Origin of the sequence: Metapseudomonas resinovorans, assembly GCF_002003485.1 — a bacterium.
Classification (GTDB): domain Bacteria; phylum Pseudomonadota; class Gammaproteobacteria; order Pseudomonadales; family Pseudomonadaceae; genus Metapseudomonas; species Metapseudomonas resinovorans_D.
The window spans coordinates 12,400-29,468 of sequence record NZ_BDMA01000050.1; the positions used below are offsets into that span (position 1 = coordinate 12,400).

The window sequence follows — 17,069 nt, forward strand, 5'->3', positions numbered from 1 at the left end:
ACAGATCACCGGATATTGTCCTATTGGCCCCCAGAAAATTCATCCCAATAATGCCCAGCCTCGCTTGGATCCATGCGATTTCATGTCGAAAGCCAGGCCCTCATTACCTGGCTTTGACGGTCTTTTTATTGATTAAGAGAATGAATTTATGAGGTTAAGTAAATTTGCTGCCGCATCCCTATTGGCCGGTGTGGGTGTATCCATGCATGCAGTAGCTGCCCCCCCACAGACCGGCGTCATCAATATCTCCGGCAAAGTCACCGAAACCAGTTGCGTGCTCGACTCGTCCGTCACCAACCTCGCCGTCAAGTTGCCCAGTGTCGACAAGGATCTGCTGAAGAACGCACAGAGCAGCTCCGGCCGTACCGGTTTCGTCATGAAGGTCACCGGCTGCGCTGATGGCGTGAAGGTGTCTGCGGCTTTTGTGCCGGACCATAACGTCGATGAATATGGCAACTTGAGAAGCATCTCCTCCGGTGCCGCACGCAATGTTCAGGTGCAGCTGCTGGACGGTTCGCAGACCGCAATCAACATCAACACCGATGACGCGACCACTCAGTTGGCGCGTGCGGTCACCGTCAAGGGCTCGACCCCAGTCAACCTACAGTACTACGCCCAGTACTACTCGCTAGCGGGCGACGCTGGTGCAGGTGATGTCAACGTCACGGCGAACTACCAGCTCACTTACGAGTGATCCATTGCTCCCGGGTTAACCGCCCGGGCCAGCCAGGTACCTACACCCATGCTATCTTTTCCGGCCCTCCGGCTGGGTTCCCTACTCGCCGGCCTGCTGATTGCTGCCTCGGTCCCGTCCGATGCCGTCGCCGGTGTACTGATCAATGGAACCCGAATCGTATATCCCGCAGATGAGCGCGAAGTCACCGTAGAACTGACCAACAAGGGCCAGACTCCCGTTCTGATGCAGGCCTGGGTCGATCGTGGTGACGCCCAGCTCAAGCCTCAGGAGGCCGATGCCCCCTTCCTGGCCACACCACCGATCTTCCGTCTCGACCCGCAAAAAGGTCAGAGCGTGCGCTTGGCTTTCACTGGCGAGGACCTACCGCAGGATCGCGAGACTCTGTTCTGGTTCAACGCCCTGGAAATTCCGCCGATGCCGCAGGATGCCAACGGCAGCATGTTGCAGGTGGCTGTACGCTCGCGACTGAAGCTGTTCTATCGTCCGAGCGGGTTGCCCGGCGACCTGCCAAGCGCCGTTGGCAAAGTGAACTGGCAGGTACAACACCAAGGTAACGGCTATGTGTTGCGCGGTGAGAATCCCAGTCCCTACCACATTTCGTTCAGTACGCTGGTTCTTAACCAGGGCAGCCAAAGCTTCGAAACCGCCGGCGGAATGATCCCGCCGTTCAGTCACCACGACTTCGCACTGCCTGGCTATTCCAGCGGCAACGGCGACACCTTGCGTTTTCGCTGGATGAGCGACTTCGGTGCCGCCCCCGAACAGACCATTCCCCTGCACTGATTTGCGCAAACTCGCGACGACTGTACTTATCTAGTCGAAGGAACTTCCATGTCTACGACGCCCCCTTCGCCGCGTCACCACGCTGGCGTGCTTCCGCACGCCCGAAACTTGGTACTGGCAACGGCGATAGGTTATTGCCTGAACGCGGAAATTGTTCAGGCCGATGCCCTGCAAGCATCGTTCAACCCTACATTTCTGCAAGGGCCTGGAGGGCGCAATGTGGATGTTACCCGCTTCGAACGGGGCAATCCGGTGGCGGCGGGCAGCTACCGACTGGATGTGTACGTCAACCAGAGTTGGGTCGGCCGACAGGAAGTTCGGGTAGGGGATACCGAGAATAAACAGTCGATGCGCTACTGTTTCAAGCGCAGTCAGTTGTCCAGCCTTGGCCTGGATGTCGAGCGCCTGCCGAAAATCGATGAGACGTCGGACGCCGACTGCATCAGTATCACCGAACACGTGCCCGATGCCCTTGCAGTTCTGGATCTGTCCACCCTGCGCCTGGACCTGAGCATTCCCCAAGCGTATCTCAACCGTGCCTTGAGTGGTTATGTCGATCCACGCGACTGGGATCGTGGTGTAACTGCAGCATTCATCGACTACAACGGCAACACCTTGCACAGCGATGCCGGCGGCCAGAATACCAACCAGTTCTATGTCGGTTTCAATGCTGGAGTGAACCTGGGCGACTGGCGCCTGCGCCACAATGGCAGCTACAACCGCAGCAGCGCTGCCGGAGCGACCGTCAGTCAGTACGATGCGGTCAGCAGTTACGCCCAACGTGACATCACCGAGCTGAAGTCGCAGCTCACCCTTGGCGAGTACTACACCCCCGCGGACCTGTTCGACAGCGTGCCCTACACCGGCGTGCAGCTGACCTCCGACGACCGAATGCTGCCGGACTCGCAGCGCGGCTTCGCCCCGGCCGTGCGTGGCACGGCGGAAACCAATGCCCGGGTGACCGTGCGCCAGGGCGGCGCTGTGCTATATGAAACCAGCGTAGCACCGGGCCCTTTCATCATTGACGATTTGCACAGCACCGGCTACTCAGGTGATCTCGACGTTACTGTCACCGAAGCCGATGGCCGGATTCGCAGTTTTGTCGTGCCCTACGCCTCGGTAGCGCAGTTGCTGCGCCCCGGCACTGCACGCTACAGCGTGACGGCCGGTCGCTATCGCGACGATAGCCTTCAGAGCAAACCGGTGTTCGTACAAGGTACATACCAGCAGGGGATCTCCAACCTCTGGACCGGCTACACCGGTAGCATCATCGCCGACCAGTACATGGCGGTACAGGGTGGTCTGGCGTTGAGTACCCCGGTTGGCGCATTTGCCTTCGACGTCACGCATTCCAATGCCTCGGGACTGGACGCCGAGGAAGAACTGAGCGGTTCATCCAGTGGGCAAAGTTATCGTCTGAGCTATAGCAAGCTGGTGGAGACCTCGCGGACCAACTTTGTGGTCGCCGCCTACCGTTTTTCCAGCGCCGGCTACCTGAGCTTCAGCGATTTCATCCAGGCGCACGATGCCACGCAGTCCCCGCGTCGTCAGCGCAACCGCCTGCAGGTCAACGTCAACCAGCCGCTCGGCGATCACTACGGCAGCCTGTTCATCAGCGGCTCGGCACAGAACTATTGGAAGACCGGCGAGGACGGCGATATCGGTTATCAAGCCGGCTACTCCAACAGTTTTCGCTGGGGCAGCATGAGCCTCTCGGCCAGCCGCACCGAGACTGGCCAGGGCGATACGGACACCCAGTACATGCTGACCCTGTCGCTGCCGTTAGGGCGATCCAGTTATGCCCCTCACCTGAACAGTTCGGCGACCTATTCAGACAAGGGTGAACTCAACAGCCAGGTGGGCGTTTCCGGTTCGCTGGGGGAATTCAACCAGTTCAACTACGGAGTGTATGGCACACAAAGCCACACCAACGAAGACAGCAGCAGCGCCAGTGGGGTCAACGTCCAATATCGTGCGGCCAGTGCCAACCTTTCGGGCAACTACAGCGATGGCGATGGCTATCGTCAGATGGGCTTGGGGCTCTCGGGCAGCATCGTCGCCCACCCCGGTGGCGTGACCTTCAGCCAGGCCCAGGGCGAAACCCGGGCGATCGTCGAGGCCAAGGGCGCCAAAGGTGCGGCGTTGCTCAACAGCAGCGGCGCCGAAGTGAACGGCAGTGGCTACGGCGTAGTTTCCAGCCTGATGCCCTATCGACAGAACGAAGTGGCACTCGACCCTAAGGGCACGGCCGACGATGTCGAACTTCAACTCACCTCGCAGAACGTTGCGCCACGCTACGGCGCGGTAGTGATGCTCAAGTACCCCACCATCACGGGTGAGCCGGTCCTGCTGCTGGTGCGTGACGACAACGGCGAAATGCTTCCGGTAGGCGCCGAAGTGCTCGACGCCCAGGGCAATAGCCTGACGCTAGTGGGCCAGGGTAGCCGGGTGTTCATCCGCGCTGCCGAACGCGAGGGCGAGCTGACCGTACGCTGGGGCCAGGGCGAGGATCGTCAATGCCGTGTGCACTATCGCTTGCCGCCGTCCCCTGCCAAGGGTAGCCACACCAGCCACTTCCGCACAGCCGAGACACTGTGCAGCCGCCTCAGTCGCGCGCCCCAGGTCGCTACTCACTAAGTTATCGAGATCACCATGAGAAATCTTGCGTTTCTGCTTTTCCTGCTGCTGTCGCCATCAGTATTCGCGGCGGGCTGCGAGTTCGAAAAAGGCTACGACACATCGAATGGTGCCATCGCCCTGCCAGCGTCGATCCCTATCCCGCGCAACGCCCCTAACGGCACCGTGCTCTGGGACAGCTTATGGCAAACTTCCAGCACCCCGCACATCAGCTGCTCGTCCAGCGGTACCGTTTCCGGCACACTTGCTTCCAGCATCGGCGCGCCAGTGCCCGGCTACATCAGCAACGGCTACAGTTCGGTGTTCGAGACCGGTATCCCGGGCATCGGCATTTCAGTGTTCTGGTGCAATCATGAGTCGAACTGCGACTCCGATCCCACCAAGCTCACCCCGTTGCCCAACCTAGACTGGAAAGTAGGGCCTGTGGAGTATAAAAAGCTCATCAACTGGCGGGTGCGCTTGATCAAAACAGGAAACGTGGACGCCAGCGCCGGGATCCTGAACGTAGGTGGCGTTTCGACTATCTACTATATCGATCTTCCTTTGGCCCGTCTTACTCTGACTGGCGGTACCACAGTTACCGGCCTGGGCTGTGAGGTGAGCGCCGACAGCCGCAACATCGATGTCCAGCTGCCGTCAATCGCCAAGGTCGATTTTGTAGACGGTTCGCCGGTTATCCAGGCCAATGACAAGGCTCGGATGTTCTCTATCAACTTGCTGTGCGACCCGGGTGTGAAGGTGAGCTATCAGGTCGACGGCACTCAGGCCGCCACCGACGTGCTGGCTAATGCCAGCGGGCCGGAAATGGCCACGGGTGTAGGCATACGTTTGTTCCGGGGCGATTTGAACAGCTTCGAGACGTTGCACCTGGGCTCGAAACTCCTTCACGTGGAGACCTCGGGCGCGGCCCAAGGCGTCAGCATTCCGCTGACTGCTCGCTACAACCGCACGGTGAACAATAGCGATGAGATGACTTCGGGCAAGTTGTCCACGACGGCTACTTTTACCTTGTTTTATGAATGACCACCCAAGTGCGCTCATAAATAACGTACAGCCTTAGTCTACCCACCTAATCGAGCTATTTTTACACGCGCTGTGTTTTACCCTTTCTATGCTAAGTATTAATGAAACTAGGGGCGATTCAGTCTTCATGGAGGGAGAAGCCATGCCCAGGGTGGGGCGGGTTCTGTTGCCAAGTCGTGTTTGCCGAGGACGCTGATTTCGAGCGTTACCTGGCTGATCTACGCGACCCCCTTTTGGTTCCCCGGCCGCCGCGCAGTCTAGCGCCGCCCTCTAGGCCGACCGCCGAGACCTTTCAGAGCGTCGTCTCTTCTCTCCGGCGACTCTGAAACGCTTCAAGTAAATTCACCAATTCCCACAACCTTTGACGAACTTTTCACACGTTCATAGTCATATTCCCTGCTTTTCGATCAGATGGACTGGTCAAGGCTCGACTAGGGCGGATGTCTATGAAGTTCGATCTACACAAGGCTGGAGAGCGTCGGTTCGACTGGGCCGGGCTCGGCTGGCTCTTCCTCTTTTTCTGGTATTTCTCGGGTGTCACGCAGTTCCTGATCCAGGTGACGGGTACCAGCGGTTTCAGCGGATTCCGCCAGGCCTTCCTGCTCAGCGGCCTGTGGTTGATCCCGGTGCTGCTCTTCCCGGGGCGCACCCGGGCTATCTCTGCGGGATTGGGGCTGGTGCTCTGGCTCGCGTCGCTACCGGCTTTTGGTTACTTCCTGGTCTACGGCCAGGAGTTCTCCCAGAGCGTCATCTTCATCATGTTCGAATCGAACGTGGCCGAAGGCTCGGAGTACATGGCGCAGTACTTCGCCTGGTGGATGGTCCCGGCGTTTCTTGCTTATGCGCTGGGCGGCGTATTGCTGTGGACGCGGCTGCGACCGGTCCATCTGCCCCGTAGCAAGGCGCTGCTTGCCAGCCTGGCGCTGCTGGCTGCGCTGGTCGGCTATCCGGCGGTCAAGCAGGGGCTTGGCAACGATACCTTCGAGGCGGCGCGCGACAGTTTCGAGAAGCGCATGGAGCCGGCAGTGCCCTGGCAGTTGCTGGTCGGCTATCGCCAGTACCGCCAGCAACTGGCGGACATGCATGACTTGCTGGAGAACAGCGCCAACATCGCGCCCCTGGCCAATCTGAAGGACGCCAATGCCGGGCTGCCGGCGACCCTGGTGCTGGTGATCGGCGAATCCACCAACCGGCAGCGCATGAGCCTCTACGGCTATCCGCGTGCGACGACCCCGAAGCTCGACCGCATCCGTGATCAGTTGGACGTCTTCGACAACGTCATCACGCCGCGCCCCTACACCATCGAAGCCCTGCAGCAGGTGCTGACCTTCGCGGACGAGCGCAATCCGAACCTCTACCTGACCAAGCCCTCGCTGCTGAACATGATGAAGCAGGCCGGATACAAGACCTACTGGATCACCAACCAGCAGACCCTGACCAAGCGCAACACCATGCTCACCACATTCTCCAAGCAGGCGGACGAGCAGTTCTATCTGAACAACAACCGCAACCAGAACGCGCGCCAGTACGACGACGATGTGTTGCCGCCGTTCGAGAAGGTGTTGGCCGACCCGGCGCCGCGCAAGTTCATCGTGGTGCACCTGCTGGGTACCCACATGAGCTACCAGTACCGCTATCCGCAGGAGTACGACCGCTTTACCGATCGCCAGGGCGTTCCGGACTCCGTCACCGACGATCAGCTGCCCACCTACAACAGCTACGACAACGCCGTACTGTTCAACGATCAGGTGGTTTCCAGCCTGATCGAGCGATTCTCCGGGAGCAACGCCAACGGCTTCCTGCTCTACCTCTCCGACCACGGCGAAGCGGTGTTCGACCCTGAGCAGCCGGACGTCCTGGGGCGCAATGAGGCGGCGCCAACCGTGCCCATGTACACCATCCCCTTCATGCTCTGGCGCTCCCCACAATGGCGCGCAGCTCATCCACAGGAGCTATCCGCCAGCCTGAAGCGGCCCTACAGCAGCTCCAGTTTCATCCACACCTGGGCGGACCTGGCCGGGATCGGTTTCGATGACTTCGACCCCAGCCGCAGTGTGGTCAACGCCGCTTTCAAGGCGCGCCCGCTGCTGATCGGCAACCCTTATCAGCCGAAAACCCTGATCGACTTCAGCCTGATCAAACCCAAGACCAAGACGCCGGATATGGAAGTGGTCAGCGGCGAGCGTGAACCGGCCGGCAGAAAGGCTCCACCGGGTTGACCGCCGGGGCGTTTTTGTCTGTAGTTCGCCTTCGCCGGACTACGGCGCCCCGTCACTCCCTCTGAAGGACATCCCATGGCCGGAGCCAGCCTGCTGACCCTGATCGACGACATCGCGACGCTGCTCGATGACGTTTCGGTAATGACCAAAGTTGCCGCGAAGAAAACCGCTGGCGTACTGGGCGATGACCTCGCGCTGAATGCCCAGCAGGTCAGCGGCGTACGGGCCGAGCGTGAATTGCCGGTGGTCTGGGCGGTGGCCAAGGGTTCCCTGGTGAACAAGGCCATCCTGGTGCCCGCGGCCTTGCTGATCAGTGCCTTCATTCCTTGGGCGGTGATCCCGCTGCTGATGCTGGGCGGCGCCTTCCTCTGCTTCGAGGGCTTCGAGAAGCTGGCGCACAAGTGGCTGCACAGTGAGGCGGAAGACGCGCAGCACGATGCGGCGCTCGTCGAGGCTGTGGCCAATCCGGAAGTGGATCTGGTGGCCATGGAGAAGGACAAGATCAAGGGCGCCATCCGCACCGACTTCATTCTTTCCGCCGAGATCATCGTCATTACCCTGGGCACGGTGGCCGATGCCGCTTTCGGCAAGCAGGTGACGGTGTTGGTAGGTATCGCGCTGATCATGACCGTTGGCGTCTACGGCCTGGTGGCCGGCATCGTCAAGCTGGATGACCTCGGCTTCTACCTGGTGCGCCAAGCCAGCTCGACGGCCCAGGCTATCGGCCGCGCCATCCTCGCCGCAGCACCCTGGATGATGAAGGGGCTGTCGGTGCTCGGTACCGCCGCGATGTTCCTGGTGGGCGGCAGCATCATCCTGCACGGCATCCCTGCCGCCCATCACCTGTTGGAACCGGTGCTGGCCAGCGTTGGCGGCTTCGCCTGGCTGGTGCAGCTACTGGTAGACGGCCTGGCAGGCATCGCTGCGGGTGCGCTGGTGCTGGCCGGGGTGAGTGTGGTGAAGAAGGTATTGCGCGCCGTCAGGGGCTGACTCATCGCTCCGAAGCGGGTTCCCGGTGCGCGCGGCGCACCCTACGAGGCAGCAGCGCTGCGATGGGTATTTGCGTGGCGGGCGAGTTCATTCGCGATTGATATCGCTCCCACTCAATGCCTGGGCTAGGCTGAAAATCCGTACCCTGGGTTTGCCAGCATGCTCGACATCCCACCTGAGGACGACTTCTGGCGGGATGCCAAACAGGACAAATCGGGAACGCCCGAACTCGGCCCGGCCCTGGAGGCGCGCGCCCGCATCGGTGCGCCGATGCGCGGGTTCTGTCTGAAGAGATGCCACCTGGCCGGCCTCGATCTGGTGCGCCGCGGAAGCCACACCGGGTACGACCTCTCTGGTAGCGATTTCTACCGCGCAGATTTGCGCGGTGCCCATTTATTCGCCATCAACCTGCGCGGCGCCTCGCTGATGAAGGCCGATCTGCGTGATGCGAACCTGCACTGCGCCGATTTGCGTGACGCCAATCTGCTCGGGGTGAAGCTCGATGGCGCCCGTCTGGACAACGTGGTCTGGGACGAACACGTGCTACAGGAGCGCGAGGCCCGCGACGCGTGCAGGAACCGACAGCCCGCGCTGATGTTGGACCTTTTGCAGCAGGCCGAGGAGGTCTATCGCAACCTGCGTATTCACCTGGAGAAGGCCGGGTTGTTCGAAGAGGCGGGGCGCTTCTTCTACCGCGAGATGGTCACGCGCCGTCTGCAGATGCCGCGCTGGTCAACCCAACGGCTGTTTTCCTGGCTGGTGGACCTGTTTTGCGGCTACGGCGAACAGCCCCTGCGCGTGGTGCTGTTTTCCCTGGGCTTCGTGCTGTTCTGCGGGCTGCTCTATTTCCTGACCGGCATTCACCACGGCGATGTGCGGCTGGCCTTGTCCCTGGAGCAGGACGTGCTGACCAACCTGGAGGAACTGGCCGCCTGCATGTACTTCAGCGTGGTGACCTTCACTACCCTTGGCTACGGCGACATCGCGCCGCTCGGCCTGTCGCGACCGCTGGCGGCCTTCGAGGCTTTCGTCGGCAGCTTCACGATGGCGCTGTTCGTGGTGGTGTTCGTGAAGAAGATGACCCGCTGACGGAGCTCAGTCCTTTGGCTTGAACGCGCAGTAACCCGGGCGTGGGCCGATTCGCGGGTGGTTGCGGCAGGTGTCCGGGCGCTTGTCGTACACGGTGCACAGACGGCTCTTGCGGTCGAGGAAGTAGCAGTCGTTGTTGCCCATGCGGGTGAGGGTGAAGATGCCGGACTTCTGGTTGAAGCGCTCTACCACGCCATCCTTCATCAACCGTTTCGCGATGTTCTTCGGTGGCTCGCCACGCTCGAACTCTGCGACCAGTTCCAGGCGGATCAGGTCGTTCAGACGTGCTTCGACCGGCATGGTGCAGCAGCTGGAAACGCATGCGTGGCACATGGTCTTTTCGTATTTGATCCAGGTGTCCGTCCGGTCGAGGTCGGCACCGACGATCATCATGGTCTTCATGGTCGGCGAGCAGGCTAGGGTAGAAGGGCGGGCATCATAGCGGTGTCGGTGAAAAAGTGAACAGTTTCCCGTCGGGGAACGCGAAATTTCCCTTTGTCTCGCCGCATTTGTATCGATACGTGACTGGGTTGTAGGAATCTTCTGTGTCTGTGAGCCAGGACTCAGGCGTCTCTATGGGGTCGATGCCGGTTTCCTGTAGCTTCCGGGCGGTCGTGGCTGCGATGGATGCGGCCCAGAGTGCTCAATCATCCGAGTAAACGCTGCATGCAATGGATCTTCATGCTGGTTGGCCTGGCCTTCGGGGCCGGGATTGATGAAAGCGTCACCGGAGCCCTGCTCGGCGGCCTGATGGGGCTGGGATTGGGGCAGGCCATCCGGCTCCAGTGGCTGACGCGGGAAAATGCCGAGCTGCGCAAGTCGCTCGCCAGTTTCGCCGCACGGTTCGACAAGGGCACCCAGGCCATCCATGAGCGCCTGCTCAAGGTGGAGCAGGGCAGGGTGCCACCGGCCGAGGATGTGCCGTCGCCCCCGCCTGTTCCCGAACCCATGGCGCCTTCGGCCGAAGTGGCGCGCGGGGCTGTGACCGAAGACGATTCCGATCTGGTCTGGGAGCTGCCGGCGGATGTGCTGACCGATCCCATTGCCGCCGCTACACCTGCCCCCACTCCTGCACCCGCTGCTGCGGCGCCCGCCGATGCCTGGGGCCAGGAAGCCCGCTCCGGTGCGTCTCCGAAGGCTCCGCCGATTCCCCCGAAACCCCGCGAACCGTCCCTGCTCGAACGGGGCTTCGCGGCTGCTCGAAACTGGCTGTTCGGCGGCAATACCGTGTTGCGCATCGGCGTTGTGCTGCTGTTCCTCGGCCTGGCCTTCCTGCTGCGCTATGCCACCGAGGGCATGGTGGTGCCTGTGGAACTCCGCTACGCCGGCGTGGCCCTGGCCGCCATCGCGCTGCTCGGCCTCGGCTGGTGGCTGCGCGGGCGCAATCCCAGTTACGGGCTGATGCTCCAGGGGGCGGGGATCGCCGTGCTCTACCTGACGGTATTCGCGGCCATGCGCCTGCATCCCTTGCTGGACCCGAAGATGGCCTTCGGTCTGCTGGTGGCGGTAACCCTGTTTTCCGCAATCCTCGCCGTGGCCCAGGACGCCCTGGGCCTGGCCGCCGCAGCAGCGCTGGGCGGCTTCGCCGCCCCCATCCTCACCTCCAGTGGAAGCGGCAACCATGTGGCGCTGTTCAGCTACTTTGCGCTGCTCAATGCCGGCATCTTCGCCATTGCCTGGTTCAAGGCCTGGCGCCTGCTCAACCTGATCGGCTTCGTCGGCACCTTCGGGATCGGTTTTGCCTGGGGCCTGCGCTCCTACCAGCCGGAGCTCTTCGCCAGCACCGAGCCTTTCCTGGTGTTGTTCTTCCTGATGTACGTGGGCATCGGCCTGCTGTTCGCCCGGCGCAAGCTGGCTGAGGCGGCGGACGCGCCAGAGGATCGTGATCAACTGCTGCGCTGGTCGGCACGTCAGGGCGACACGGTGGACGGCACCGTGCTGTTCGGTCCACCGATCATCGGCTTCGGTCTGCAGGTGGCGCTGGTCCGCCATATCGAGTTCGGCGCGGCCTTCAGCGCACTGGCCCTGGGGTTGTTCTACATCGTTCTGGCACGGGTCCTGGCTGGCCGTACCGCCGGCCGCGCCCTGTTGCTGGTGGAAACCTGCCTCGCCCTCGGTGTGGTGTTCGGCAGTCTGGCCATTCCGCTGGGGCTGGATGCGCGCTGGACTTCCGCCGCCTGGGCAGTGGAAGGCGCCGGTATTTACTGGCTTGGCCTGCGCCAGGGCCGACCGCTGGCGCGAGGTTTCGCGCTGTTGCTGCAGTTCGGTGCCGCGGTTGCTTTCCTGGGTGGGTTACGCACTGGCGCCTATACGCTGCTCGACGGCTCGCCCCTGGGCGCCCTGATGCTGGGAACGGCGCTGCTGTTTGTGTTCTGGCAACTGCGCCGGGCACCGGACGAAGCCGCTACTGACCTGGAGCGGCGCTTCGTTCCGGCACTCGCCTGTGCCGGCCTGTCGTTCCTCTACCTGATGGCGCCGCTCGCCTTCGCGGCGGAAGGCACCGCCATTGCCTGGGCGCTGGCCGGCCTCGCGACGCTCTTCGCCGGGTTGCGGCTGGGCTCGCGCACCTTCCTCTTCAGCGCATTCGCCGTGCAACTGCTCGGTGGCGCGATTTTCCTGCTCGATCTCGATGGCTCAGGCCTGGGCAGCGGTTCCGTTCCAGGCTGGCGCGGACTGATGGTGGCGTCGTTGATCGGCCTGGCGCTGATTGCCGGGATGATCCTGGCTGCTCGCCACCCGCTGGCACGCAGCGATGCGCGACTGCTGCGCGGGTTGTCGCTGGTGCTGCTGGCGGGACTCGCTTTCGTCAACCTCGCGGTGCTCTTCGTGCTGCCCTGGCGCACCGCCGCTGCGGTCTGGGCCGGCAGTGGGTTGCTGATCCTCTGGCTCAGCCTGCGCCTGCAACAGCGTGCAGGTTTCTGGTTTGGCCTGGTCCTGCAGTTGCTCGCGGGCATGAGCTTCCTCGCGGTGAGTCCGCTCCTGCTGGGCGAACTGAGCGCCGAAGGTCTTCGGCCGTTGGCCCATGCCGGCTTCTGGACGCCGACCGTGCTGGCTCTGGCGGCCTTCGTCGGTGCCTGGCGCCTACAGCGTGCCGCGCGAGTAGAAGCGGCAGTGGGCGGGCTGAGCCTCGCGCATCTGGCCCAATTGCTGCTGGCCTGGAGTGCCGGTTGGTGGGCGCTGGCCTGGTTGGCGGAGATCGCTCGTTTCGCCACGCCGGAACTGCAAGTCCCCCTGGCGCTGTTGCTGGCGGCGGGCAGCGTGGCGTTCACCGTCTGGCTGGCAGGGCGCGAACAGTGGCGAGCGTTGGCTTTGCTCTGCCTGGTGCTGGTGCCGGCAGGGGTGGTGGCGCTGGCCGTTGCCTGGGAACCGCAATATCACCCGGCGGCAAACTTCGGCTGGGCTGGGTGGGGCGCGTTGTTCGTCGTGCACGTGCTGGCCCTGCGCAGGCTGGATGGGCTGCTGCCCACGGGGGCGCGCAGTTCCGCCCATGTGCTGGGCTGCTGGCTGTTGCTCGGCGTGCTGGCGCTGGAGTTGCGTTACCTGCTGATGCTGCTTTCCGAGCAGTACAACGCCTGGCGCTGGCTGGGTTGGGCGCTGCTGCCGAGCGCCTGGCTGTTGCTGGTGGCCTTGCGCCCGCGCCTGCCCTGGCCGGTGGCAGCCTATCCGCGTGAATATCGCCTGTGGGCGTCGTTGCCGCTGGCCCTGCTGATGCTCGCCTGGTTCTGGATCGCCAACGCCTGGAGCGATGGCGCCGCCGAACCGCTGCCTTACCTGCCGCTGCTCAACCCGCTGGAACTGGGACTGCTGTTCGCGCTACTGGGTGTCTGTCTCTGGCTGCGTGATTGCCTGCCGCAGCTCGGTCTGCGCGCATTGCCGGATTGGCTGCCGCAGGGCGTCGCCGGCGTATCGCTGTTCGCCTTGGCGACCGCGGCCGTGTTCCGCTGCGCGCACCATTGGGGTGGCGTGCCCTATCAACTGGACGCGCAGCTGGATTCCATGCTGGTGCAGGCCGGACTGTCCATTGTCTGGACCAGCATCGCCCTGGGCCTGATGGTTGGCGGTCACCTGCGGGCGCGGCGTGAACTTTGGCTGGTTGGCGCAGCGCTGATCGCGCTGGTGGTGGCCAAGCTGTTCTTCGTCGAACTGGGCAATCGCGGTGGCCTGGAACGCATCGTGTCTTTCATCGGCGTCGGCGTCCTGCTGCTGGTCGTCGGCTACTTCGCGCCGCTGCCGCCACGGCGCGCGGAATCTGAACAGGAACAGGTCAACGCATGATCGGATCGTCTTGTCTGCGCCGCCCCGCACTGGCCTTGCTGGCCTGCCTGGGCTTGCTCTGCCAGCCGCTGCTCGCCGCCGAGCAGGTGGAGGACTTCACTACCCGCGTCGAACTGCGCCTGGACGGGCAGGGCCCTTGGTATCGCATGGACCTGCCGATGGCGCTGCACTTCGCCGCGCGTCATGCCGACCTGCGCGACCTGCGCGTGTTCAACGCCGAGGGCGAGTCCCTGGCCTACGCCCTGACTCGCAGCAGCGCCAGCGAACGTCGTGCCCGTCACGAGCACGCAGTGCGCTGGTTCCCCCTGCGCGGCCCGGCGGATGGGAGTGGTGCCTTGCCCAGCGTGAGGATCGAGCGCAGCACGACCGGGACAGTCGTGCAGGTGGTGCCGGAGAGTCCTGCGGCCGAAGGTGAGCAACTACGCGGCTGGTTGCTGGACGTCAGTGGCGTGCAGGCCCCACTGGAGAAGCTCAGCCTGGACTGGAGCAGTGCAGCTGAAGGCTTCCAGCATTTCAGCATCGAGGCCAGCGATGACCTGCAGCATTGGGAGCCCTGGGGCGATGGGCAGGTGGCGCGCCTGTCGTTTGCCGACCAGCGCATAGACCAGCGCGAAGTGACCCTTCCCGGACGCTCCGCACGTTACCTCCGACTGCTCTGGCAGAGCCCCCGGCGCGCAGCGGACCTGACTGCGGTGAAGGTGTTCAGCGCCAGTCGCGAAAGTCTCCCGGCGGCCATGGCCTGGTCCGCGCCGCTGGAACCGATCAGCAGCAAGGATGGCCAGTACGTCTGGGACCTGCCGCTGGGGCTGCCTATCGAGCGCCTGCGGATCGCCGTGGAGCGGTCCGGCAGCTTGCTGCCGGTGCAGGTGGAAGCTCGCCGCGACGGTGCCCCGCAATGGCAGCCGGTAATGTCCGGCCTGCTTTACCGGTTACCCCAGGAAGGCAAGGAAGTCGCCCAGGAAGAGCTGGACCTTGCGGGCTGGATGGCGATCAAACAACTGCGCCTGACGGTGGACCAGCGTGCCGGCGGCTTTGGCCAGCAGGTGCCCCGCCTGGAGGTGGGCATGCATGCCACCCAGGTGGTCTTCCTCGCTCGGGGCAATCCGCCGTTCACGCTCGCCCTGGGCAATCTCGAGGTCAGCCGCGCCGAATTGCCCCTGTCCACGCTGGTGCCGGGGTTCGACAGCACCAGCCTGGAGAAGATGGGGCGCGCCGAAGCAGTGGCGATCCCCGAGCAGACGGGCGTCCATCCAGTTGAGCGGCAGACCGCCGGTCAGGTCGTGTGGAAGCGCGTCGGGCTTTGGGCGGTGTTGCTGCTTGGCGTCGGTCTGTTGGGGGCCATGGCGTTCAGCCTGCTGAGGCGTCCGGAGGCACGGTCCTGATGATGTGCGAATGACCATACGGTGATAGTGGCTTTTTGATGTATCTTTGTCCTGTCATTCCATAGGCCGCAGCAGGCGGCTCCACGTCAGGTCAGGACGATCAGGTGCCCAGCCTCCAGCCGCTCCATCCGGAACCCTTGTCTCCCCTCGCCGTGCTCTCCGGAGCCCGGCGATGAACGCCTGCCTGGCCGGTGGCTGGAGCCTCAACGGGCCGGTGGCGCTGACCATTGCCGTCGGCATCGGTGTGGTGCTCATCGCTCTCTGGGTTCGCCGTCAGCGTCATTTCCCTGGCCGCGAGAGCTTCCTCGTCCTGCATGCCGGCATCTGTTGGTGGCTCGCGGCTGCCGGCCTGGAGCTGGCCGCGCAGGGTCCGCAGTGCAAGGTGTTCTGGGCCAGCATGGCCTGGCCGGGCATCATCGGCGTGCCGACTTTCTGGGCCGTGTTTCTCTGGCAGTACGTCAACAGCATCCGCGAGCCCCTGAGCCTGCGCGCCTTCCTGCTCCTGGGTATTGGTCCGCTGGTGGCCTCCGCCATGGCCCTGAGCAACCCCTGGCACCAGCTCTTCTACGGCCCCGGCACCCTGCCGGTGGACGATACGCTGGGCGCGGCGATCCGCTATGACCATGGCCCGCTTTTTGATGCCGTGGCCGTCTATGTCTACGTGTTCATGGTGTTCTGCCTGGCCGTGGTGAGCCGCGCCGCGCTGGCCAGCCAAGGCGTGCACCGCCGTCACTACCTGGCATTCGTGCTGGTCACCTGCGTGCCCTGGGCCGTCAACCTGAGCTACGTGGTTTACGGCTGGACCCTGTTCGGCTTCGACCCGACGCCCTTCAGCTTCGCCTTCACCCTGGTGGCGTTCACCTTCCTGATTCTCGGCGTTCGCCTTTTCGACCTGGTGCCGGTGGCGCGCTACCTGCTGCTGGAGGAGCTGCCCGACCCGGTGCTGGTGGTCGACCCCAAGCGCCGTGTGATCGATGCCAACCCCGCTGCGTTGACGCTGGCCGGACAACCCGTGGGCTGGCAGGGCATGGCGCTCTCCAAGTGGCCGGTTTATGGCATGGAACTGGAAGCGATGCTGGTGGCGAAGGAGAAGGAGCTGCTCCTGGTCCCGGCCAGCTCTTCGCGTTACTTCGAGGTGCGTTCCCGCGATATCGAGCGGGTTACCCGCAGCGGTACATCGATCCTCGGGCAGATGCTCTACCTGCGTGACATCACCGAACGCCATTGCAGTGAACTCAAGCTGGCAGAGGCGCTGGCAACCAGCGAAGAGCGCCTGCGCACCATCACCCGCCTGCATGAGCAGTTGCAGGAGCAGGCGCTGCGGGATCCGCTGACCGGCCTCTACAACCGTCGCCACCTGAGCGAACTGTTCGCCCGCGAGGAGGCCCGCAGCCAGCGCGAGCGCACCCCTATCGCCCTGGCGCTGATCGATCTCGACCACTTCAAGCAACTCAACGACCGCCACGGCCACCTGGTCGGCGACGATGTGTTGCGCGCGGTGGCCATCCATCTCACCGGCAACCTGCGCGGCAGCGATGCGGTGTTCCGCATTGGCGGGGAGGAGTTCCTCCTGCTCCTGCCCGGCGCCACCGGCGATGAGGCGTATGCGCGGTTGGCGGCGCTCTGCCAGGCCCTTGCTGGTCAGCCGTTGCCTACCCGGGAAGGACCGCTGTCGGTGACCCTGTCTGCCGGCCTGGCGGTCTGGCCGCTGCAAGGTCAGGCCCTGGAGGAGCTGATGCAAGTGGCGGATGCCGCGCTCTACGAGGCCAAGCGCAATGGCCGCAACCAAGTGAGCCGACTCGCCGTGAGCGATGTCGGTTGATGGCTGAACCAGTGGCCGACACCGGCGTCAGATATTTTCGGGGCCTCCGTGGCCCGCATTCACTGCCGTTTCAGCACCTTCCATCCCGCTGAGAGGCAATGCCATTCGACTCGCGCTAAACTGCGCGCATTTTTCCACCCTCCGGAGCCAAT

At 63.4% G+C, this 17,069-nt stretch carries 11 protein-coding genes; 10 read left to right on the top strand and 1 reads right to left on the bottom strand.

Going from position 1 to position 17,069, the window contains the following annotated elements:
• The first annotated feature begins 202 nt into the window (after positions 1-202).
• From MnOB_RS13225 to MnOB_RS13255, 7 genes are all read left to right on the top strand, one after another.
• Complete coding sequence (locus MnOB_RS13225; RefSeq protein WP_158713815.1) at positions 203-694, top strand: fimbrial protein; 492 nt, start codon at positions 203-205, stop codon at positions 692-694.
• 48 nt (positions 695-742) lie between these two features.
• Complete coding sequence (locus tag MnOB_RS13230) at positions 743-1,480, top strand: fimbrial biogenesis chaperone (protein ID WP_077524687.1); 738 nt, start codon at positions 743-745, stop codon at positions 1,478-1,480.
• Between the two features lie 48 nt (positions 1,481-1,528).
• Positions 1,529-4,117 (top strand): fimbria/pilus outer membrane usher protein, encoded by a 2,589-nt coding sequence (locus MnOB_RS13235; RefSeq protein WP_077524688.1) that lies wholly within the window; start codon positions 1,529-1,531, stop codon positions 4,115-4,117.
• Between the two features lie 15 nt (positions 4,118-4,132).
• Positions 4,133-5,140, top strand: a complete 1,008-nt coding sequence (locus tag MnOB_RS13240) for a fimbrial protein (RefSeq protein ID WP_077524689.1) — start codon at positions 4,133-4,135, stop codon at positions 5,138-5,140.
• A 440-nt stretch (positions 5,141-5,580) separates the two neighbouring features.
• Positions 5,581-7,359, top strand: a complete 1,779-nt coding sequence (gene cptA, locus MnOB_RS13245; RefSeq protein ID WP_077524690.1) for a phosphoethanolamine transferase CptA — start codon at positions 5,581-5,583, stop codon at positions 7,357-7,359.
• A gap of 75 nt (positions 7,360-7,434) precedes the next feature.
• On the top strand, positions 7,435-8,349 hold the full coding sequence (locus tag MnOB_RS13250) for a DUF808 domain-containing protein (protein ID WP_077524691.1): 915 nt from the start codon (positions 7,435-7,437) through the stop codon (positions 8,347-8,349).
• A 159-nt stretch (positions 8,350-8,508) separates the two neighbouring features.
• Positions 8,509-9,438: a pentapeptide repeat-containing protein gene (locus MnOB_RS13255; RefSeq protein ID WP_077524692.1), complete on the top strand. Its 930-nt coding sequence runs from the start codon at positions 8,509-8,511 to the stop codon at positions 9,436-9,438.
• A gap of 6 nt (positions 9,439-9,444) precedes the next feature.
• Here MnOB_RS13255 and MnOB_RS13260 read toward each other — a convergent pair whose 3' ends face one another.
• Positions 9,445-9,840: a YkgJ family cysteine cluster protein gene (locus MnOB_RS13260; RefSeq protein ID WP_077524693.1), complete on the bottom strand. Its 396-nt coding sequence runs from the start codon at positions 9,838-9,840 to the stop codon at positions 9,445-9,447.
• A 264-nt stretch (positions 9,841-10,104) separates the two neighbouring features.
• Between MnOB_RS13260 and MnOB_RS13265 the strand changes: the two genes are divergently transcribed.
• The 3 genes from MnOB_RS13265 (at position 10,105) to MnOB_RS13275 (ending at position 16,917) form a co-directional block, all read left to right on the top strand.
• The gene (locus MnOB_RS13265) at positions 10,105-13,713 is read left to right on the top strand and encodes a DUF2339 domain-containing protein (protein ID WP_077524694.1); all 3,609 of its coding nucleotides are present in this window, start codon (positions 10,105-10,107) and stop codon (positions 13,711-13,713) included.
• Complete coding sequence (locus MnOB_RS13270) at positions 13,710-15,095, top strand: DUF3999 domain-containing protein (RefSeq protein ID WP_077524695.1); 1,386 nt, start codon at positions 13,710-13,712, stop codon at positions 15,093-15,095. The genes MnOB_RS13265 and MnOB_RS13270 overlap by 4 nt, the downstream gene beginning before the upstream one ends.
• Positions 15,096-15,267: 172 nt before the next feature.
• Entirely contained in the window at positions 15,268-16,917 is a 1,650-nt protein-coding gene (locus MnOB_RS13275; protein ID WP_077524696.1) for a histidine kinase N-terminal 7TM domain-containing diguanylate cyclase, read from the top strand.
• The last annotated feature ends 152 nt before the right edge of the window (positions 16,918-17,069 follow it).